Origin of the sequence: Pseudomonas sp. Irchel s3h9, from assembly GCF_900187475.1 — a bacterium.
GTDB classification, from domain to species: Bacteria; Pseudomonadota; Gammaproteobacteria; order Pseudomonadales; family Pseudomonadaceae; genus Aquipseudomonas; species Aquipseudomonas neuropathica.
Genome location: NZ_FYDH01000012.1, coordinates 149,586 through 170,292 on the forward strand (window position 1 = coordinate 149,586; position 20,707 = coordinate 170,292).

General features: G+C 58.0%; 20 protein-coding genes and 1 pseudogene. 11 read left to right on the plus strand and 10 right to left on the minus strand.

The window, feature by feature from the left end; all coding sequences use genetic code 11:
* The first annotated feature begins 60 nt into the window (after window positions 1-60).
* On the plus strand, window positions 61-357 hold the full coding sequence (locus CKW26_RS20585; protein WP_218251776.1) for a hypothetical protein: 297 nt from the start codon (window positions 61-63) through the stop codon (window positions 355-357).
* A 136-nt stretch (window positions 358-493) separates the two neighbouring features.
* Here the strand turns inward: CKW26_RS20585 and CKW26_RS20590 are convergent, their stop codons facing one another.
* Window positions 494-1,108, minus strand: coding sequence for a TetR/AcrR family transcriptional regulator (locus CKW26_RS20590; RefSeq protein WP_095049940.1), 615 nt, complete (start codon window positions 1,106-1,108; stop codon window positions 494-496).
* Window positions 1,109-1,239: 131 nt separating this feature from the next.
* Here CKW26_RS20590 and CKW26_RS20595 point away from each other — a divergent pair, with 131 nt between their 5' ends.
* On the plus strand, window positions 1,240-2,457 hold the full coding sequence (locus CKW26_RS20595) for an MFS transporter (protein WP_095049941.1): 1,218 nt from the start codon (window positions 1,240-1,242) through the stop codon (window positions 2,455-2,457).
* Window positions 2,458-2,510: 53 nt separating this feature from the next.
* Here CKW26_RS20595 and CKW26_RS20600 read toward each other — a convergent pair whose 3' ends face one another.
* Together CKW26_RS20600 and CKW26_RS30145 are read right to left on the minus strand one after the other, a co-directional pair.
* Window positions 2,511-2,978 (minus strand): hypothetical protein, encoded by a 468-nt coding sequence (locus CKW26_RS20600; protein ID WP_095049942.1) that lies wholly within the window; start codon window positions 2,976-2,978, stop codon window positions 2,511-2,513.
* Window positions 2,979-3,122: 144 nt separating this feature from the next.
* Window positions 3,123-3,500 carry a hypothetical protein gene (locus tag CKW26_RS30145; protein WP_095049943.1) on the minus strand — a complete coding sequence of 126 codons (378 nt, stop codon included), beginning with the start codon at window positions 3,498-3,500 and terminating at the stop codon, window positions 3,123-3,125.
* A 93-nt stretch (window positions 3,501-3,593) separates the two neighbouring features.
* On the opposite strand from CKW26_RS30145, the gene msrA reads away from it, so the two are divergent.
* Window positions 3,594-4,100: a peptide-methionine (S)-S-oxide reductase MsrA gene (gene msrA, locus CKW26_RS20610; protein WP_095049944.1), complete on the plus strand. Its 507-nt coding sequence runs from the start codon at window positions 3,594-3,596 to the stop codon at window positions 4,098-4,100.
* On the opposite strand, the pseudogene CKW26_RS20615 reads toward msrA, so the two are convergent.
* A pseudogene (locus CKW26_RS20615) lies at window positions 4,063-4,569 on the minus strand (TetR/AcrR family transcriptional regulator); the annotation flags it as partial. The gene msrA and the pseudogene CKW26_RS20615 overlap by 38 nt on opposite strands.
* A gap of 291 nt (window positions 4,570-4,860) precedes the next feature.
* On the opposite strand from CKW26_RS20615, the gene CKW26_RS20620 reads away from it, so the two are divergent.
* The 3 genes from CKW26_RS20620 to CKW26_RS20630 are packed head-to-tail and all read left to right on the plus strand — an operon-like array spanning window position 4,861 to window position 7,162.
* Complete coding sequence (locus CKW26_RS20620; protein ID WP_095049945.1) at window positions 4,861-5,274, plus strand: hypothetical protein; 414 nt, start codon at window positions 4,861-4,863, stop codon at window positions 5,272-5,274.
* Entirely contained in the window at window positions 5,267-6,136 is an 870-nt protein-coding gene (locus tag CKW26_RS20625) for a hypothetical protein (protein WP_095049946.1), read from the plus strand. The genes CKW26_RS20620 and CKW26_RS20625 overlap by 8 nt, the downstream gene beginning before the upstream one ends.
* Before the next feature lie 48 nt (window positions 6,137-6,184).
* Window positions 6,185-7,162, plus strand: coding sequence for a hypothetical protein (locus CKW26_RS20630; protein WP_095049947.1), 978 nt, complete (start codon window positions 6,185-6,187; stop codon window positions 7,160-7,162).
* 114 nt (window positions 7,163-7,276) lie between these two features.
* Here the strand turns inward: CKW26_RS20630 and sseB are convergent, their stop codons facing one another.
* Together sseB and CKW26_RS20640 are read right to left on the minus strand one after the other, a co-directional pair.
* A complete protein-coding gene (sseB, locus tag CKW26_RS20635; RefSeq protein ID WP_256579938.1) occupies window positions 7,277-8,068 on the minus strand; it encodes an enhanced serine sensitivity protein SseB in 792 nt (263 codons plus the stop codon).
* Between the two features lie 236 nt (window positions 8,069-8,304).
* Window positions 8,305-10,431 (minus strand): TonB-dependent receptor domain-containing protein, encoded by a 2,127-nt coding sequence (locus CKW26_RS20640; RefSeq protein WP_095049949.1) that lies wholly within the window; start codon window positions 10,429-10,431, stop codon window positions 8,305-8,307.
* 189 nt (window positions 10,432-10,620) lie between these two features.
* Here CKW26_RS20640 and ppk2 point away from each other — a divergent pair, with 189 nt between their 5' ends.
* Together ppk2 and CKW26_RS20650 are read left to right on the plus strand one after the other, a co-directional pair.
* On the plus strand, window positions 10,621-11,436 hold the full coding sequence (gene ppk2 / locus CKW26_RS20645; protein ID WP_093433236.1) for a polyphosphate kinase 2: 816 nt from the start codon (window positions 10,621-10,623) through the stop codon (window positions 11,434-11,436).
* Between the two features lie 211 nt (window positions 11,437-11,647).
* Complete coding sequence (locus tag CKW26_RS20650; protein WP_093433233.1) at window positions 11,648-11,863, plus strand: hypothetical protein; 216 nt, start codon at window positions 11,648-11,650, stop codon at window positions 11,861-11,863.
* 44 nt (window positions 11,864-11,907) lie between these two features.
* On the opposite strand, the gene CKW26_RS20655 is transcribed toward CKW26_RS20650, so the two are convergent.
* On the minus strand, window positions 11,908-14,520 hold the full coding sequence (locus tag CKW26_RS20655; RefSeq protein ID WP_095049950.1) for an EAL domain-containing protein: 2,613 nt from the start codon (window positions 14,518-14,520) through the stop codon (window positions 11,908-11,910).
* Window positions 14,521-14,741: 221 nt separating this feature from the next.
* Between CKW26_RS20655 and CKW26_RS20660 the strand changes: the two genes are divergently transcribed.
* Window positions 14,742-16,940 (plus strand): OsmC domain/YcaO domain-containing protein, encoded by a 2,199-nt coding sequence (locus CKW26_RS20660; RefSeq protein WP_095049951.1) that lies wholly within the window; start codon window positions 14,742-14,744, stop codon window positions 16,938-16,940.
* A 283-nt stretch (window positions 16,941-17,223) separates the two neighbouring features.
* Here CKW26_RS20660 and CKW26_RS20665 read toward each other — a convergent pair whose 3' ends face one another.
* The 3 genes from CKW26_RS20665 to CKW26_RS20675 all read right to left on the minus strand — a co-directional run bounded on the left by CKW26_RS20665 (window position 17,224) and on the right by CKW26_RS20675 (window position 19,301).
* Window positions 17,224-17,739: a PaaI family thioesterase gene (locus CKW26_RS20665; RefSeq protein WP_095049952.1), complete on the minus strand. Its 516-nt coding sequence runs from the start codon at window positions 17,737-17,739 to the stop codon at window positions 17,224-17,226.
* Between the two features lie 8 nt (window positions 17,740-17,747).
* Entirely contained in the window at window positions 17,748-18,905 is a 1,158-nt protein-coding gene (locus CKW26_RS20670) for a GGDEF domain-containing protein (protein ID WP_095049988.1), read from the minus strand.
* A gap of 147 nt (window positions 18,906-19,052) precedes the next feature.
* The gene (locus CKW26_RS20675; RefSeq protein WP_093433206.1) at window positions 19,053-19,301 is read right to left on the minus strand and encodes a hypothetical protein; all 249 of its coding nucleotides are present in this window, start codon (window positions 19,299-19,301) and stop codon (window positions 19,053-19,055) included.
* A 171-nt stretch (window positions 19,302-19,472) separates the two neighbouring features.
* On the opposite strand from CKW26_RS20675, the gene CKW26_RS20680 reads away from it, so the two are divergent.
* Window positions 19,473-20,117: an ATPase gene (locus CKW26_RS20680; protein WP_095049953.1), complete on the plus strand. Its 645-nt coding sequence runs from the start codon at window positions 19,473-19,475 to the stop codon at window positions 20,115-20,117.
* A gap of 86 nt (window positions 20,118-20,203) precedes the next feature.
* Window positions 20,204-20,545, plus strand: coding sequence for a hypothetical protein (locus CKW26_RS20685; protein WP_095049954.1), 342 nt, complete (start codon window positions 20,204-20,206; stop codon window positions 20,543-20,545).
* Window positions 20,546-20,707: the final 162 nt, after the last annotated feature.

Here is a 20,707-nt window from a genome sequence, read left to right on the forward strand (position 1 = left end):
TGGGGCATCTTGTGAATATCGCGTGCAGCTCGGCACTAATCTTTCAACGCAAGGATGGCTATGTCTGTAGATCTTGATGAGTTGCTGGAACGTGTCACCGATGAGCAATCGTTCATCGATTTCGTCGCGGCGCTGGGTGCTGATTTCTCCCGTGAGCGGGCACTGGAGAAGGCGACACCATCGTCTGCTTATCAGGCGGGTGCGTTAGGCTGGGAAAATGGATCGGTCGATACGTTTCTTGATGCTGCGGCTGCTTGGGCGACGGCTACTTCGAGGAATGCTCAGGCGGATGCTGCCGTTTCTAATGTCTGGCAACGGTGCGCGGAGATTTTGTTGGCTGGGAAGTTTTACGAGTGAGGCTCGCAGATCATCCGCTTTAGGCCTGCATTTTTTTGATAAGAAAACGCCCAAGGGTTTGGCGTGTCCTGGATGGTTAGGACCGCTTACTGCCTTGGGCGAGATGGGCGCAGATTAGGTGGTTGCAATGTAGACGTCAACTCTTCGCCATCACATCCCACGTGCGCATCACCTGCGTAATCGCCGCATCAATGCTCTCAATCGGCGTGTCATCCCGAGCGAGGATGGAAATCCCCTGCAGAAAGCTGTCGAACACCGTCGCCATGGCGGCTGCGTTCGTGTCATCGGCTAACAGCCCTTCACTCACACCACGCTCGACACACGCCACAATCCCGGCGCGGGTTCGGGCGCGGGAGTGGGTGAGGGCTTGAGCGACGTGGGCGTTTTCCGGGCTGGGTGCGCTCATGACGCCGAGGGTGACCATGCAGCCTTTCGGGTGGCCGTCGTCACACTGCATGCGCGCTGACTGGCGCAGGGCGGTTTCGATGGCTTGGCGTGGTGGCAGACTTTCGTCCCACAGGCATTCGGTGACTTGGGCGAAGGTCGTCAGGTAGCGCTGCACGCATTCGTCGAACAGGGCTTCTTTGGAGCCGAACGCGGCGTAGAAGCTCGGCGCGGAAATGCCGCCGCCCAGTTCAGCCTTCAACAGTGAAAGGGACGTCGAATCGTAGCCGTGTTGCCAGAACAATTGCATGGCCTGGTCGACGGCGTCGTCGCGATCGAATGCGCGGGGGCGGCCGGTTCTGGCCATAGCTAAAACTCCTCGGAAAGTGATTTGGATACTAGTCGATACATAAGTCGTTGACAACGTGCCTCGGCTGCCGCCAGTATTTTATATCGATCGGTATGCAAGTCTGATTTTCCAAACTCAAGGAGTTTCCCGTGACACCCTCAATGACTCTAACGGCTGCGCCCAAACGCCTGCCCATCGGCGCGCTGTTGGCGCTGGCCATGACCGGTTTTATCTGCATCGTTACCGAAACCTTGCCCGCCGGACTGTTGCCGCTGATCAGCGATGGTCTGGCGATTTCGCCTTCCATGGCCGGGCAGATGGTCACCGCGTACGCGCTGGGCTCGGTGCTGGCGGTGATCCCGATGACCATCGCCACGCGCGGCTGGCGTCGGCGCAATGTGTTGTTGCTGACGATTGTTGGTTTTCTGTTGTTCAACTCGATTACGGCGTTGTCGTCGCACTATGGCGTGACGCTGGTAGCGCGCTTCTTTGCGGGGGTGGCGGCAGGGTTGGCGTGGAGTCTGTTGGCTGGTTATGCGCGACGCATGGTCGAACCCGATCAACAAGGCAAAGCGTTGGCGCTGGCCATGGTCGGTACGCCGATTGCCTTGTCACTGGGCGTGCCGCTCGGCACTTGGCTGGGTGGCCTCGTCGGGTGGCGCACGACGTTTGGGCTGATGTCGGCCCTGACCTTGATGCTGATCGTTTGGGTGTTGGTGAAGGTGCCGGATTATCCGCCGCAGCCTGCGCATCAGCGTTTGTCGTTGCGCCGCGTGTTGACCACGCCGGGTGTGCGGCCGGTGCTGGCGGTGGTGATCAGCTGGATGCTGGCGCACAACATTCTCTACACCTACATCGCGCCGTTTGTGGCTCCGGCGGGGCTGGCGGATCGCGTGGATCTGGTGTTGTTGGTGTTTGGTCTCGCGGCGTTGGCGGGGATCTGGCTGACGGCGAAACTGGTTGAGCCGCTGTTGCGCAAGACCGTTCTGGTGAGTCTGGCCACGTTTGCACTGGTGTGCGTAGGGTTCGGCTTTTACGGACGGGTGCCGGAGGTGATTTATCTGGGCGTGTTGGTGTGGGGATTGAGTTTTGGCGGTGCGGCGACGCTGTTGCAGACAGCGCTGGCAGATGCCGCCGGTGATGGCGCCGATGTCGCGCTGTCGTTGAATGTGGTGGCGTGGAACAGCGCGATTGCCGGTAGCGGAGTGGTCGGCGGGGTGTTGCTGGATCGATGGGGCGTTGCCTCGTTTCCCTGGGCGATGGTGGTGTTGGTGAGTGTGGGGTTTGCCATTGCGTTCGCCGCAAGGGGGCACGGATTCAGGTCGGGGCCGCGTGGGGCGGGAGCGGCGGCGGTTGTCGGGCAATGATGTCCGGACGTGTTGGGCGGAGGTGACGCGGAAAGGCTGGCAAGCCCTATCCGTTACTCGGCGCCCCCGGCTTTCATCAGCCTGTACAAATCCTCCAGCGCGCCGCGAAACTGTGCCTGGGAAAAACTGGCCGGGCGGCTATCGGCGTCCCACCGCGTGCTGATGCCGACTTCCAGGCCGCTGGAAACGCTCAAACCAAACCGACGCCAGTGCAAAGTGTCGCCATCGATCACCTGTTCGGTCATCAGCACAAAGCAATCGAAGTTCATGTCATCGCTGCAGACCAGCAGCGGTACAAGCGTGGACGAACCGTGTTCTGCAGGCGCGAAACGGCGTTGGGCGAGGGCGTCTTCTTCCTCGTCCAGCAACCACATCAACGACAAACCATTCAAGTCGAGGTCGGGATATTCGAGATGCTCGTTGAGCCATTGCTCGATGGGGATGCCGTCGATAAACAGCCAGGCGCAGGCGCTACGGTTGCATTTCGCCTGGTGATAATCGGCGTGGATACGGTGGAGCATTGGAGAGTCCATGATCAATAGAGGATTGGCGGGTGAATCAGTGCGAAAATGCCCACGCCCGACTGAACCACCGAACAGGTTATCGCCAGCCTTGAGGGATACTGAAGGCCGACTTGCACCAGGCGTATTTAAACGCTGTTGAACCTAGGCCGCTGGATAGCTGAACGGCTCCAGAAAAATCTGTGGATCCACCCACAACCTCAGGCCAAAGGGAATGACTGAGTAACCGTCATATCGCCCGGTGAAGGTGTTCGACGCGGCGAATTCAACAAATTTCCCGCGTTTATCGTCAATCACACGGATACCGGGGCAGCCCAGCATTGTGTATTTGATAATGGGGTTGGGTAATGATCTTTCCCAGACCTGAATCTCTACATCCGAATCGTATTGCCAGATCGTCAGCTTCAGGCTGATAGAACCCTGTTCGATCAAGTATTGATGGGATGTTCCATGCCCGTCCTGATCGGGAATCACGCCTAGCGCAGCAATAAGGTCAAAAGGGTCCCATGTGAGCAGCGGCATAGCGTTTCCTTGGTCTGGAATCTGCGTTTATGGTACTCATCACTGACCTGTAAAAGTACACTCGCGTACTACTTCCGAGAGGAGCCACAACCCATGACCACTCAAACCGAAACCGCCATCCTCGCCGGCGGCTGCTTCTGGGGCATGCAGGATCTGCTGCGGCGCTATCCCGGCGTGTTGCAGACTCGCGTCGGTTACAGCGGCGGCGACGTGCCGAACGCTACTTATCGCAATCATGGTGACCACGCCGAAGCTATCGAAATCGTTTTCGATCCTGCGGTGATCAGCTATCGGCAGATCCTCGAGTTCTTCTTCCAGATCCACGACCCGAGCACAGCCAACCGGCAGGGCAATGACCTCGGGCGCAGCTATCGTTCGGCGATTTACTACCTCAGCGAAGCGCAACGCGACATTGCCGAAGACACCGCGGCCGACGTCGACGCCTCAAAACTGTGGCCAGGTCGCGTGGTGACCGAAATCGAACCGGCGGGGCCGTTCTGGGAAGCGGAGCCGGAGCATCAGGATTACCTTGAGCGTATTCCGAATGGCTACACCTGCCATTTCATTCGTTCGAACTGGAAATTGCCGAAGCGCGGGTGAGAGGTGTACGCCGCTCATTCAGCGCCAGCGCATAAGCACTGAACATATCCGCCAGCCCGTCGGCGCATATCGTGATTTCTTCCTCGGTACGCGGGCTGGCGGAAAAATCCTTTCCGACCGAACTCAGCGTGGTCAAGATCAGATCGCACGCTGCTGTACGGATCTGCTCACCGACCTCGGGCAGCAATTCTTCCGTGAACGTGGCGAAAATCTGCCGCCCGGCCGCGCGCACTTGTTGGGCCTCAGGAGCGTTGCGGTAGAGCGGAGCAGCGTCGTTCAGTGCGCCGCGCATCTGCGCTTCGTCGCACTCTGAACGAATGAATGCCTGCACCAGCGTGCGCAGGCGAGTGAGTGGCGGCTGCTCAAAGTCTTGCAGAATCCGCTGCAACATCTGCGTGGTGTGCAGCCACTCATCGCTCTGCAAGCGGAACAGGATTGCCGCTTTGTTGGAGAAGTCCTGATGCTGCGACTCGTGTGATGGTAAAACGGGTCGAAGCAGTCTCTTTTCATTACAGGTTCTTAATTGCAACTATTCACTAGTTTCCAAGTTTTGAATCCCTGATAACTCACCTCTGCAAAATAATGGCGCCATATTTTTGATCAGTGACGCCGTAGCAGAGTTTTCATTGCATTACATACAACATTGCATAAAGAAATATGCGGTGCTGGTAGCAGTCTCAGAAAACACGTCTATATTGGTTTTTAGGGCAACGCGAAGTGCGTGGAGCCCCTGTAACCTTTCACCAAGCAAGGATGCTCGATGCTCAATAGTCGGAACACAAAGTTCGCTCCAGGAAGAGGGTGGTTCATTGCGATCGTCACACTCCTATTGGCAATGGCGACGCTATCGGGCTGCAGCGTTATTAATGTTTATGACGAGGGCACATTGGTTCAAAAGTATTACGGGTTACCCATTTACACCATCGATTCGACCCAAGCGCAAAAAACTCTTTTCTTGGAAAGCCGCGGTGTCGGAATTATTAGTGGCCCGACCGGGTTATCTATCGGCTACAACAGAGAGACCTTCCTAAGCCTGCCCACCAGTAAATGCGTAGCGGTTTTCATCAATACCAGTGCCGAAGCTGCCAACACATTAAGAGCGACTCTTGAATCCGCCGGGGTCGATGTCAATACCCTGTGCATCTATCCCGCCCAAGGAGCCTTCCATGAATAAATACATTCTGACCACAACTCTTCTGATCGGTGGATGTTCACCGTTGCAGCAAGCACCTCTGGTGTATACCTCTAAACAAGTACTGGGCATTGATATTTCAGCGCCTACGACTGAATCAACGGGTTTTAGCATGAACCTTGGCTTCAAGAACATCGATGCCGCGTATGTCCCATTGGCTGTGTCGAAGGAGACCGAAGGTGTTATTACGCCAATAAAAGAAATTTATGCAACGTATGGCGAGGGACCTCAAGCTGAACGGGCTGCTGCAACCCCGGAGCAACAACAGGCAGTAGCGAAGCTGACAAAAGACCTTGTCGTAAAAGAACAACAGGTGAGTTTGCTGAAGTCGGCGAGAACCCAGCTTATCGAGCACAAAACACTAATTGACAATAAAACTTCTCTTGACTCAAAGCCGCTGTCTAAAAAGTTGTCCGAACTGTTAATTTTACCCCCAGACATAGAAACCAAACTTGAGTCCAAGCAAGTACTCACTCCAACGCAAGTGAAGGAAACTGTCGGCAGCGTGACCGAAGGTATCAATAAGAAAGAAGTCGAAGCGGGCGAAACGAAAAAAGAGATCGCTCAAGTACTGAGCATCAGCAAGCGTGACGCGATGTCGGTGTTCGGCAGCTTTGATTCAGGGCTAAAAAGCGAAGGGACATCTGGTGTTTCGCATCAATTGGGGAAAATGTTTTCCACCGGAGTCGCCGCTCAAAACCTGACGCAGGGACTTCAGCGTTATGCCGTGTTGGAGCAGTGCCTGAACCTGATCAAAAGTACTGCGGACGCAGCACAGAAAAAAGATCTGATTGCAATGTGCAGTCGTTCGACCGGTGCCGCCAACCCAATTGCGGAACCTTAGCGGCTAACGATTTGCTTTCGACTCAAGTCGATTGAGGAAGGAGCTTCTATGCGAAGTATCGTGACTGCGGTTGCTTTACTGATCTGTACGAATCTGGGGGCCTTCGAGATTCGCCCGGAAAGCCTTGATGGTGGGGCCTATGATCCTCTGTCGAGCGTGTCCAACATCTACTTCTACTCCAACAATCTGGCGAACCGCTGCCTAAAGGACAAAAACTATGTGAGAGATGGCAAAGGTCAGCCCATCCACGAGGCCATCATCAGGATCGCTTATCTGAAGGCTTACGGTTCAACGATAAAAGAGCAGACTTGGCTTTCACCTCTACTGGGGGGCGTGGAGTGGAATGACGATCCTGAAGAACTGCTTCGCAAAGCGTTTTATTACGGTGGCTGGCGGAACGCCTTGGAGTTCAGACGCAAGATTGCTCTGGAGGAAAAAGGCACCACCATCATGAACCGGTCGCACTACGGAGATTTGCAGTTCTTGCACGCGATGTTGCCAAGTGATGCCGACCAGACCATAGCCTTGCAGCGACTTCGCAGATGGTTGGAGTACACCTACCGAGTGGCAATCGGCGAAGTGCCTTACAACACTCTGCGAAGAAGCACTCCTTACAATGAGTTCTTTGCAAAAGTCGGATGCCCCTCGCCGGGTGGGAGGTGCACAGTTCTGGATCTTTACGATATGAAGCTGCACTTTCGAGTCAAGAATGGAAAACCGGCAAGCCCGGCCATGCTTCAGTTGACTCTGCAGGAGCTAGCGACTGGCGCTATCGCCCATTTGATTCAGGACAGTTACAGTGCCGGGCACACACGACGGATCGGAGGCACCGGAAAATTGATGGAAATGTACCGGTACGATGATAAGAACCGTGCGCAGCACTGCATGTTCGATGGAGGTTACGAGATGAACAAAGCCAATATCGAGAAAGCCATCCAGGAAACATCAAACTTCATGAACATGATCAAATCCGGTAGGAAGTGGGAGCAGGCAGAACCTTTCTTCGAGGACATCCTTTCGATCTGACGAGGTAGCCACTAAAGATTGAGAACCGTGCATCCAAGCTGCTTCAGTTCTCATGACACCGCCATGACAAGCAAGCCCGATCGCACGGGCTTGCACTGCTAAAACCGAACGTGATCAGGCACTCCCAAATCCCAGAAAAGAACGCAGTTTATTGCCCCACTTGCGCTCATAGAACGGCGTGGTCTCCCTGAGAAAGTAATCACTCAGGCCCGCTTCACCTTGGGACACCCGGCATAAATCAACCGGCTCGCCCTGTGGCGCGGTATCCCCGGCAACATTGCCCGCCTCACGCATAACCCGCTCAATATCACCGTCCGCCTCAATGCCCACGATCAAGTGCGGTTTTTCGTCCACCGAGGTGTCATGCATCAATGCCAGAAACGCGCGCTTCACATTGGAATGTTTGGCAAGTAGTTGCGTGAGCGAGTGGACCATTTGGGATGGGTATTCGGTGGGCTGGCCGAGCAACACGTTGGTTTCTTTCTCGACCGTGCGTTCCGTGGCGGTCTGGCCAACGGCATCGGCGAGCAAATTGTGCACCTCTTGCGGGAAAAACTCTTTGCCGTACGGCGACTTCGGATTCAGGCAGAGCAGGGCGCCGAGTGTGATTTCGAACAACGATCGGGCGGGTATCTCGAGGTAGGACTGCTCGCTGTCGATGGACTGTTGCAGTGTTTGCAGTGACGAGAAAAACGGGATGACCGGGGTGCCGTCCGGTTTTTGCCAATGGGCGATGCTGATGTTGCTGCCGGCTTCGAGATTGACGTGGCCGTCTGCCCCTCCGGCGGTGCCGAGAATGTAAACCTTCGAATTCAACAGGGTGTTGAAAAACTCCGGACGATGTGCCGGTTCGTCAGCGGCCCGTTTGAGGCTTTTTTCCAGCAGGTTTTCTGGTTGGGTATCCATGGTCTTCATCCGTGACTCGTTCTGAAACAGGGCATAGAACAGTTACATCGACGCGTGTTCGGCTGACGCCTTTGCGGGCAAACCTGTTGCCACAGGTTTGTGTATAGATCACAAAATTCAGGTACAGCGCAAATCACTGTGGGAGCTTGCCTACAAGCGATGGCGGTGGGTCAGCTAGCTTCTTCGCAACAGATACGCCGCCATCGCCAGCAGGCTGGCTCCCACAGGGTTAGGTGTCAGAGCAAACTCCACGACACCCCGACATAAACCCCCATCCCTTCACCCGGCGTAGACCGCGCGGCATCCAGTCCTTTGTCGTCATACCCCGGCGTGACCGTGGCCGCGTAGTGCTTGTTGGTCAGGTTGCGCATATCCACCCATGTCTGCCAGTCACCCTTCGGCGCGTTGTAGCCCAGCGTCGCGCCAAACAATGCGTAAGGATCGGCGTAGTAGCTGTTGGCGTAATCCACCGCCACTTTGGATACCAGTTGCGTATTCACTGCCGCAAAGAATCCCTGAGGCCAGTCGTAACGCAGCTCACCCTGGTAGTAATGCATCGGCAGGCCGGGGAGGCGGTTGTCGCCGAAGCGATCGTCATCGCGATAATGGAAATCGCTGAAGGTATACGCCTGACGCAAACTCAGCTGACGGCCATCGGCCGCCGACCAGAGTTTGCTGTTCAGGCTCGCTTCAACGCCTTGGTGCACCGTGGGGCTGGCGTTCAACTCATAAGGTGTAACGGCGTTGGCATCCGGCAACACCGACAACAATTCATGCCGCACCTGCGCGTAATACCACGCCAGACTCCATTCGCCGACGGCGCTGTCGCCACGGCCACCCAGCTCCAGTGTGGTCGCGGTCTGGTTTTGCAGTTTGATCGGGTCTTTTTGCGTGCCGGTCGCCGGGCCGTTGCCGGGCGCAAAGCGCACGTTGGAGCTGTAGATCAGCGACCACGGATGCGGCGCTTCAACCGAGCGGCTGAGGTTGCCGAACACTTGCAGATCCGGGGTGATCTGGTAGCGCAGGCCGAGGCGTGGCGCGTAATCCCAGTCGTTCATGCTGGTTTTGCCGCCGCTCTGCGGATAGGTCACGGCGCTTTCGCGGCGGGTGTAAATGGCGGCGAGGCCGGTGGTCAGCCACAGGTCGTCGGCGATTTCCAGGTCGTTGCCAAAATGCAGAACGGTGTCCGAGCCCTGATAGGTGAAGTTGCGCATGCGCGTGCCCGGCACGTAGCTTGCGGTGTTGCTGGTGGGGATGCGCACGTACTCGCTGGCGCCGTCGTTGGGCAGGTGTTTGGTCACGCGCAGGCCGACGTTGCTGCGGCTTTCCATGCCGAAAATAGTGTCACGGCGTTTGTAGTCGAAGGTGCCGCTGACGTCGGTGTAGGCGACTTTCAAGCGATTCGGGCCTTCGCGCAGGTCCATCGGGTAATCGTGATAGACGAGGCCGGTCTGGATGCTCGAGTCGTCGTCGATATAGAACGTAGTCTTGTTGCCGATGAAGGTGCTGCCCGGTTGCTTGCGGCTGTCATCGCGTGCCACATAGGACGGATTGGCCGCGCGAGGCGAGTGCTCGATGGAGTGCTTGGTCACACGCCCTGCGAGGTCGTTGTCGGTCTCGCGGTAGCGGATATAGAAGCGGGTTTCCAGGTTCGGGTTGAAGCGATAACCGAAGTTGGCGATCAGGCCTTTGCTCTCGCTGCGGGTGTGATCCTGATAGCCGTCAGCGTTGGCATCGGTCAGCGACACGTAGTAATCGAAGTCGCCGAGCACTTGCCCGGAGCTGACCTGGCGCTGCTGATAGCCGTGGCTGCCGGTGGCATAGCGCACTTGCAGTTTCGGCGCGTTGTAGCCGGTGTGGCTGACGTAATCGATGGCGCCGCCCAGTGCCAGCGCGCCGCGATCAAAGCCGTTGGCGCCGCGCAGCACTTCGACGTGATCGACCCACAGCGGTTCGAGCAACTCATACGGCGTGCCGCCCGGGCCGGTCAGCGGCAGGCCATCGAGCATCGTGTACAGCCCCGACGCATGAGCGCCCGGCGCGCGGTTGATGCCCGAGCCACGCACTGAAATCTTCACGCCTTCGTTGCCCGCCGACTGCGCATAAACGCCCGGCTGATAGGCCAGTACATCCTGATTACTCGCCACGCGGCCCTGCAACGGCTGACACATGTCGACCACGCTGGTGCCGCCGGGCACCTGATCGAGGCGGGCCTTGGCTTCCTCAACAGAGACATCACTGCCGTTGCGATCCTCGGCCGAAATCAGCACTTGCCCCAGTTCCAGACCTTGAGTCTCGGCCATTGCCGGGCCGGCGAGAGCCAGACCGAGCAGGGCGGCGGGCAGGGATTTGGACGCGGGCATCGAGAAAACTCCAGGCAGACAAGGGCAGGGCAATGAACAGTGCGACGCAACAAAGAACGAACGAAACACATGGCAATTTTGCTTTTTGCCCGGCAATGGCAAACAGCACGGCATGAACTAACCTCACGTGTCTGGTGTATCCCGTCAATCAACACTCTGTTTCCGCATTTATTGGAGAGGGCCAAGGTCATGGCAAAAGGCAAAAAGAAGGCCGCCACAGCGCCTGAAAGTCTGAAGCTGAAAAACAAGGATTACCTCGACCAGTTGCGCAAACTGCACGTCGAACTGGTCAAGTTGCAGGAATGGGTGATCGCCAAGGGCGTCAAGGTCTGCATCGTTTTTGAAGGGCGCGATGGCGCCGGCAAGGGCGGCACGATCAAGGCGTTGACCGAGCGCGTCAGCCCGCGTGTCTTTCGCGTGGTGGCGTTGCCGGCACCGACTGATCGCGAGAAAAGCCAGATGCATGTGCAGCGTTATCTGCCTTATCTACCGGCGGCGGGCGAAGTGGTGATCTTCGATCGCAGTTGGTACAACCGCGCCGGTGTCGAGCGGGTGATGGGCTTTTGCACCGACGAGCAGGCTGACAAATTTCTCAAATCGATTCCCTTGGTTGAACACGCCATCGTCCAGTCCGGAGTGATCCTGCTCAAGTACTGGCTGGAAGTCAGCCCCGAAGAGCAGACCCGCCGGCTCGAAGCGCGAATCAACGATGGTCGCAAGACCTGGAAACTGACACCCATGGACTTGAAGTCCTACAGCCGCTGGTACGACTACTCACGGGCACGGGATGAAATGTTTAAACACTCCGATACCGAACACGCGCCGTGGCTGGTAGCTGACTCCAACGACAAGCGCCGCGCACGGCTGAACATCATCACCGATGTGCTCAGCCGCATTCCGTATGAGGATGTGAAACGCGAGAAAATCGAGCTGCCCAAACGGCAGAAACCGGGCAAGTACCGGGATCCGCATTACCCATACCGGCGCGTGGCCGAGAAGTTCTGACAAACTGCCACAATCCCTGTAGGAGTGAGCCTGCTCGCGATAGCGGTGTGTCAGCCAACACATCCGCCATAGACAATCCGCTATCGCGAGCAGGCTCACTCCTACAGGGTTCGGTGGTGTATCCAAAGCAAACAGTCCATCCGTCGACTGCGCTGAACCACTGCGATGATCTTTCTTTCTATCAAGGGAGTCCCTCACGAGATCATCCCCGATGTTCGATCAGCGCAAACAAGAAAAACTGGCGGCATGGCGAAAGCTGGCGACGCAATCGCAGATGCGTCTGGACCCAGAGGAACAGTACGACGAACTGCTCAAGGCAGCCGATGAAATGGAGGAGCAGGGACTGATCACCAGCGCCGAGTGGCGGCAACTGGTGCGGGATGCGGGCAATGTGTTCATCGGGGATACGGGGCGATCAAACGGTTGAACCCGCCGCAAACGGCTACAGCGATGGATCCGCCCTGTAGCCGTTCAGGTCACTCGACCTGTCTTCGCTTTCAACTGTGCACCTCTGGAATCCTGCAGCAACCGCGCAAACGCTGCTTTGTCGATCGGCCGGCTCATGAAGTAACCCTGCACCTCATTGCATTGATCGACCCCGAGAATATCCAGCTGTTCTTCAGTTTCGACCCCTTCGGCAGTCACGGTCAGGCCCATGGCCTTGCCCAGGCCGATGATCGCCTGCACCACCGCGCGATCGTTAGTGCCGCTGCTGATCGAGGCGATAAAGCGCTTGTCGATCTTGATCCCGTCAAACGGGTAAGCGCGCAGGTAACCGAGCGATGAGTAACCGGTGCCGAAGTCGTCCATGTTCAGGCGCACACCCAATTCCTTCAGGGCATTCATGGTGGTCAGCGCGCAGTCGGTGTCGTTGAGCATCACGTTCTCGGTGATCTCCAGTTCCAGGCGACTGGCCGGGAAACGGGTCTGTACCAGCACTTCGCGAACATCCTCGACCACATCGCTGAGGGCAAATTGCGCCGGCGACAGATTGACCGACAGCAGGATGTCTTCCGGCCAGCCGAGCGCGGTTTCGCAGGCTTCGCGCAATACCCAGCGACCCAGCGGGACGATCAGATCGGTTTGCTCCGCCAACGGAATGAACAGGTCAGGGCCGAGTAGGCCTTTGGTCGGATGTTGCCAGCGCACCAGCGCTTCGACCGAAACGATGTGCTTGCCATCGATCTTGTAGCGCGGCTGATAGTGCAGGATGAATTCGTTGTGCTTGAGCGCCTGGCGCAGGTCATCCTCAAGTTGTCGGCGGGTCTGGATCTGATCGCTCATGTGCGCTTCGAAATAGCACCAGGTGTTCTTGCCCTCGGATTTGGCCTGATACAGGGCAATGTCGGCGTAACGGATCAGGTCGCTGGGCACATAACTGTGGCGCCGGCTGAGCGCGATGCCAATGCTGGCGCCGATGTGCAGCGGATGCTGCTCGAAGACCACCGGTTGATGCAGGCTGGCGATCAGGCGGGTGCAGAACTTGTCGATTTCGTGATGGCTGTCCATGCCATTAAGCACCACGATGAATTCATCGCCGCCCAGACGCGCGACGATGTCCAGTTCGCGTGTGCATTCACGCAGGCGTACGGCAACTTCCTGCAGCACGGCATCACCGGCCGGATGGCCGAGCGAATCGTTGATCGGTTTGAAGTTGTCGAGGTCGATCATCAGCAGCGACAGCGGCGGCGCGTGCTCCTTGAGCAGCAGCGCTTCATCCAGATAACGCGCGAGTTTGTTGCGATTGGGCAGGCCGGTGAGGGCGTCGTGCATCGACAAATGCTGGATCTGCGCATGGGCGGCGACTTCGTCGGTGATGTCGCTGGCGGTGCCGCGATAGCCGATAACCGCGTGCTTGTCGAAGATCGGCCGGGCGGAGAGCCGACAGTGGCGATGCTGGCCGGCGTGGTCACGGTAGGTGCAACGCAAGTCACTGGCGCTGTCTTGCTCGGTGAGATTCCTCAGCCACAGTTCCAGAGGCGTGGTGTCGCACAACAGCAGTTGACCGATGTCTTGCCCCAGCCACAGGGTTTGCGGGTAACCGGTTACCTCGCTAAAACGTGCCGAAAGGTAGGTCAGTGCCAGGGTGCGGTCGACTTCCCAGATCCAGTCCGACGCGGCTTCGGCCACCGCGCGAAAGCGTTCTTCGCTGGCTTCCAGTTCGCGGTTGGCGTTCTCCAGTGCGTGATTGGAAGTTTGCATGACAGCAAAACTCTGATCGACGTACTGCGATGACCGCAACGCGTGGCGGAAGAAGTACGCGGTCAGCAGCATTAGCACCACTATCGTCGCGCCGAGTGGTGGCAACAGTGACCACAATAAATGTTGCCCGGGCCGCTCCAGATCGGCGATCAGGCTGTAACCGGTGTTGTCCAGTGGCACCCGAGGGCGCTGCGGGTCGATGGTCTCGTCCGGCGCCAGGGTCAGGTTATTCAAGCCGTAACCGCTGCCGATCAGACGCAATTTGGTCGGCGTGAGTTTGTCGACGAACACCAGCACCGAAGTTTTCTGCGGGTCGCCGAGTGGTCGCTCATCGTTGGGAATAATCGCTGCCGCCGAGACCAGCGCCGGCCAGCCTTCGAACAGTGAATAGCGGCTGACCGGCTTGGTCAGATCACCTTGGCCCAACGCTTGATCGAGTAACTCCGTGGCGCTGACCTGCACGAACGCGGACAACTCGGCAGCGACCATTTGCCCGCGCACCACCGCGTAGCGGGTGCCTTCACGGTTGAGCACGAACACGCCGTCATAACCGTCGGTGGTGAACAGGGTCTTGCCGAGGTTCTGCTCGGTGTAGGCCCAGTCGGTGTCGACCTGACCGCTCAAATGCTCGTAGGCCGTGGTCCAGTAGGCGTAGCTGGTGATGTAGTTTTTCGAGGCGGTGATGCGGTTTTCCAGCGCGCGAGCGGAATAGAAGCGGGTTTTGTTGATCTCGTCGTTGTCGAGGCGTTCGGCAATGCCGAGCAAGGCCACGGCGGCGGCAATCACGCCACTGACAAACAGCGCACCGACCGCGAAGGCCAGGCGGCGGGTGACGGCGCTCTGGCGCGGTGGAAGCGGGGCTGCAAAGCTGGAAAGGTCCATGTGCTCGTCCTTGATCCGCTGTCTTCTGAATCTAGAACCACGGCGCGGGCGCAATGTTCAGATTCTTCTGGGGGACTGCATTGAAAGCGTAGTGAAACCCGCGTGATTTGCCTCCCCGAGTGCAGCGCGCCGATCAGCGGCCAATCCCGAAAGGGCAAGACTTCCCGCGCAAAAACCGGATAATGGCGGCCATTCGTTTAGCCGTATTCTGGTAATCCCGCATGGAAATCAAGGTCAATTTTCTCGACAACCTTCGACTTGAAGCCAAGTTCGACGACTTCACGGTGATCGCCGATCAGCCCATCCGCTACAAGGGCGATGGTTCGGCACCGGGGCCGTTCGACTACTTTCTGGCGTCGTCGGCGTTGTGTGCGGCGTACTTTGTGAAGTTGTACTGCGACACGCGCAGCATCCCGACGGAAAACATTCGCCTGTCGCAGAACAACATCGTCGACCCGGAAAACCGCTACAACCAGATCTTCAAGATCCAGGTGGAATTACCGGCGGACATCTCCGAGAAAGATCGCCTGGGCATCCTGCGTTCCATCGATCGCTGCACGGTGAAGAAGGTCGTGCAGACTGGGCCGGAATTCATCATCGAAGAAGTCGAAAACCTCGACGCCGATGCCCAGGCCTTGTTGATGCCGGTGGGCGGTTCGGACGCAGGCACCTTCATCGCCGGCAAAGACCTGCCGCTGGAGCAGACCATCGCCAACATGTCGGGCATCCTCGCCGACCTCGGCATGAAGATTGAAATCGCCTCGTGGCGCAACATCGTGCCCAACGTCTGGTCGCTGCACATTCGCGATGCGCATTCGCCAATGTGCTTCACCAACGGCAAGGGCGCGACCAAAGAGGGCGCACTGGCCTCGGCGCTGGGCGAGTTCATCGAGCGCCTGAACTGCAATTTCTTCTACAACGACCAGTTCTGGGGCGAAGAAATCGCTAACGCCGAGTTCGTGCATTACCCGGACGAGAAGTGGTTCAAGCCAGGCCCTAAGGACGAGTTGCCGAGCGAAATTCTCGACGAATACACCCTGAAGATTTACAACCGTGACGGCGAATTGCGTGGCTCGAACCTGTTCGACACCAACTCCGGCAACACCCAGCGTGGCATCTGCTCGCTGCCGTTTGTGCGCCAGTCCGACAACGAAGTGGTGTACTTCCCGTCCAACCTGATCGAAAACCTTTACCTCAGCAACGGTATGAGCGCCGGCAATACCCTGGCCGAAGCGCAGGTGCAGTGCCTGTCGGAAATCTTCGAACGCGCGGTCAAGCGCGAAATCCTTGAAGGCGAAATGGCCCTGCCAGACGTGCCGCAAGAAGTACTGGAGAAATACCCGAGCATCCTCGCCGGCATCAAAGGCCTGGAAGAGCAGGGCTTCCCGGTTCTGGTCAAGGATGCGTCGCTGGGTGGTGAATTCCCGGTGATGTGCGTGACCCTGATGAATCCGCGCACTGGCGGCGTGTTCGCCTCGTTCGGCGCGCACCCGAGCCTGGAAGTGGCGCTGGAGCGCAGCCTCACCGAGCTGTTGCAGGGCCGCAGTTTTGAAGGTTTGAACGACTTGCCGCAGCCGACGTTCTCCGGCCAGGCCGTGACCGAGCCGAACAACTTTGTCGAGCACTTCATCGATTCCAGCGGTGTGGTGTCGTGGCGCTTCTTCAGTGCCAAACCGGACTTCGAATTCGTCGAGTGGGACTTCTCAGGCGATGGCGAAAACTCCAACGCCGAAGAAGCCGCGACGCTGTTCGGTATCCTCGAAGACATGGGCAAAGAGGTCTACATGGCGGTCTACGAGCACATCGGCGCCAAGGCATGTCGCATCCTGGTGCCGGACTACTCGGAGATCTACCCGGTCGAAGACCTGATCTGGGACAACACCAACAAAGCCCTGCAATTCCGCGCCGACATCCTCAACCTGCACACCCTGAGCAAGGTCGGTCTGCGCAACCTCGCCCAAGGCCTGGAAAACAGCGAGCAGGACGATTACACCGAGATCACCACGCTGATCGGCGTCGAGTTCGACGACAACACGCCGTGGGGCAAGCTGACCATTCTCGAACTGCGCCTGCTGATCTGTCTCGCGCTGCAGAAGTACGAGCAGGCCAAGGATCTGGTCGAAGCGTTCCTGCAGTACAACGACAACACCGTCGAGCGCGGCTTGTTCTATCAAGCGGTCAACGTGGTGTTGGAGATGGAACTGGACGAGGATCTGCAACTGGAAGACTACGAAGCCAACTTCCGCCGGATGTTCGGTGACGAGCGTATGGATGCGGCGATTGGTTCGGTCAACGGTAGCGTGCGTTTCTACGGGTTGACGCCGACCAGCATGAAGCTGGAAGGGCTGGATCGGCATTTGCGCTTGATTGAGAGCTATAAAAAGCTGCATACGGCGCGGGCGAATGTGAAACAGGTCTAAGCCGGTTTCACATCGGGTTCGGTGGTGAATTCACCCCTCATCGGAACGCCGCCCGCCCAGCCCTCTCCCCAGGGAGAGGGAGCCGATCTGTGGGCTTTTCAACACCAGAGTTCGACTCGATATCTCAGGTCGGCGTATTTCAACCAGACAACTCGGTCAGTCTTTTCTCTCCAAGGAGAGGGCAGGGGTGAGGGTTTTTCGAATCCAGAGTTCGATTCGATATCTCAGGTCGGCGTATTTCAACCAGACACCTCGGTCAGTTCCCTCTCCCTCTGGGAGAGGGCTAGGGTGAGGGGCTTTGGTTTTTCCGCCCATGCGCCGCATTCGCCAGTTGCCCGGTATCCACTCGCACAAACACCGAATCGCCCACGGCCGTCAGCACATCCCCGGCAAACACCTCACAGATCACCCGGGTCTTGTGCCCGACGTCACCCTCGACTTTCGCGCGCAGAGTCAACGTCACGCCCATCGGTGTCGGTTTGATGAACTTGATGCCGAGGTTGCCAGTAACGCAGTCAATGCGCGGCAGGCTGCCGGGTTCGCGGTTTTCAGCGCGGTAGTGGTAGGCCATGGCCGTCCAGTTGGAATGGCAGTCGACCAGCATCGCGAGCAGGCCGCCGTAGACCAAGTCCGGCCAGCCGCAGTACTTGGCGTCGGGCAGGTGTTCGGCGATCACGTGAACGCCGTCTTCGTGCCAGCGGCTTTTGACGTGCAGACCGTGCGGGTTACGGCCACCGCAGCCGTAGCAGACGCCTTCAGGTGCGGCGAGGTCTTGCAAAGGGGTAACGAGGCTGGACATGGTTTTTATTATCCTGGAGGGTTGAGTCCGGTCAGGCGCAAGCGGTTGCGTCCGCCGCGTTTCGATTCGTAGAGAGCGGCGTCGCCTTGTTCGATCAGCGCCGTCAGGTGCGCGGGCGGCTTGTCGAACAGGCTGGCGCCGATGCTCAGGGTCACCGCAGCCGTGGTCGGGAACGTCTGGGAGGTCATGCTCAGAAACTGCTCACGCAACGCGTTGCCCAGTTCCATGACGCGCTCACCCGAGGTGCTGCTGAGCAAAATGACAAACTCATCACCGCCCAGGCGTGCGGTCAGCGCATTGCGCGGCAGCACCGAGCGGATCATCTCGCTCAAGGCGATCAGAAAACGATCGCCAGCGGTGTGGCCGTATTGGTCGTTGACCAGTTTGAAGTTGTCGATGTCGATCAGCAGCAAGGCGCCGGGATGCGCCGGCGAAACCTGTTCAAGCAGGCGCGGCGCGCGTTTTTCCAGGGCGCGGCGGTTATACAAAGCGGTCAGCGGGTCGCGCTCGGCGAGGCGGGCGATCTGTTTTTCGCGGCGATAACGCTCGGTGCCGGTCATCGACAGGGCGATCAACATGATTGCCATCGCACCCTCGACCAGGGAAATCTGAATGATCTCGCCGCGAAACACCGCCAGATCGATCAGCGTGCCGGGGATCACCACGGTCAAGGCTTTGGCCACGTAGAAAAGCCCGTGACCGAGCAGCACATAGCGCAACTGCACCGCGCCGACGCTCAACGATTTGCCATGGGGGCGCAGCAGCGAGCTGGCCTTGAGGGTCGACAGCGCCACCAGCAACGAATTGGCCGCCAGCATGACCTTCGACCACAGCGGCCCCTCCGGCAACAGCAGCAAGACCAGCCAGGTGACAAAGATCAGGTACCAGGCCGTCGACAAGCGTATCTGGGTGAAGCGCGCCACGCCGAGCAGAAACAGGAAATGCGCGGTCACCAGCAGGCCGTTGGCGAACCAGATGCCGATCAGCAAAAAGCCGCTGCTGCGCAGCAGGGCCAGGGTGGAGCCGACGGTGATGGTGGCAAAACCGGCGCTCCAGAACAGCAGCGAAGGCTCACGAATGCTGCGCCATTCGATCGCCAGGTACAGCGCTGCGGCGGCTGCGAGGGCGATGGAAAGGGTCAGCATCGTAGGTGGGTCGAGCGGCATTTCTTGATGAGCCTGTCTGAGTGGCAGTTTGACCGGCGATTGTAAGCGTTCGGGCGGCTTTTTCGCAGAGGTCGTGTTGCCGCGCAGATCATTGGCAGCGGGGAAGGCGCGGTCGCTCGCCGCCACCCTGACCGCCGTGCCGATCGGTCATGGCTTGGGCTCAAGCCAGGTGTCGACGACTCGGCGATCCAGCTCTTCCCAATAGGCCATGCCCAGCACCCGGGTGGTGTTAAGCCCGCGCAGGTAACCGCGCAACTGGTTGGCGGTGTCTTGGATGAGCTGCGGGTCGGTAATGCCTTTGTCCAGCAATACGCTTTCGTACTGAACCAGATATTCGGCCACACGCTCGCGAAAATCGGGCAGAACGGCGTCACGGATCAGGTCAAACGTTCTCAAGGCGAACTCCTTATGGGCTGTTTTTCTCGTTGTGGTTGAGTGTGTATCAGTCTGCACGTCACGCAACTATTGCTAGAAGTAATAGTGACCATCACGAAACGCAAGTTCTGCTTTGTCGGCAATCGGCGGAAAATCGCTTCCATCGAACACGCAGCTCAAGGAATTTGCGCGATGAACACCCTGACCCGACTGGCTTTTGTCGCCCTGCTGACAGGCGGCGCACTGTTCACAGCTCCGACTTACGCAGCCGACGCCGGGTCGTGTCACTTCCAGACCATCACGGGCAGCAGCGCTACGTTGCAGCATTCGCAAACCGTGGGTGTGTTGCTCAGCGAGAACACCCTGGACAACCTGCAATACCTTGAGCGTTACCACGACATGGCGGTCAACGGCGCGAAAGACGCGCTGGATTCGCGGATTCGTGAAGCGTTCGTTGACAGTTCCGATCCGGAACTGGCCATCGACTGGCTGGTGAATTCGCTGCAACAGCAGTTCTTGTCGGTAACCGTTTACGACAACCTTGATGCCCTGGTGCAGGCTCATCCGGACGTGGTGGTGAAGCTCGACACCTTCAACCGCTTGCTGACGCAGCGCAACAGTCTGGTTGAAGCGCGTTTTACCGCACGCTTCTACGACGCCGACCTGCAATACATCGGCAAGGCAGAAGGCGCCGTCGAGAAGCAGTTGCCTTCGGTCTGGGTGCATAACCAGGCGGCACCGGCCATCGCTGCACAGATCGGTCAGCAGCGTGACTTGCAACTCAACGCCTTGAAGCAATTCGATGTGTCGCTCAAGGCGTTGGTGGCGTCGAGCTGAACACTTAAAACATAAATGGCAACGGCGGCTCCGTGAGGCTGAACCGTTGCCGGTTGAATCGAACCTTTATTTTCAGGATGACACCGATGCGTCTTTTCTTTGTGCCTGCCATGGCTGTCGCTTCTTTACTGCTCGCTGGTTGTGCTTCGGCGCCGAATAATCCGAGCCTGACCTTGCAGACCAGCAAGACGCCTGCGCAGTACGCCGACTGCGTAGTGCCGAAGTTGCAGGGCAGTGCGTTGAACCCGACGGTTTCGCAGACTCAGCGCAGTTATCGGATTGTGGTGCCGAGCAAGGTTTCGGCTGACAACGTGCTGGAGGCTTACAAGGCTGGCGCTGGCGGCAAGGTGTTTATCTACGAGCGGCATTTGTTGGCTTCGAATCTTTTGCCTTCGAGTTTTGAGCGGGCTGCGCAGGATTGCATCTGATTTTGGCTTTTGTACGGATTTGACTGAGCTCCTTTGGTTGGCCGCAACCAACCAATTTTTTGCCTCGCGCCCTTATGTGGCTGCGGGGCTTTTTTTTGTTTGGGCTTGGCGGCCTTTGGGCCGACCATGCTCGGGGTGTTCTTTGTGAATATCCGTTGCTGC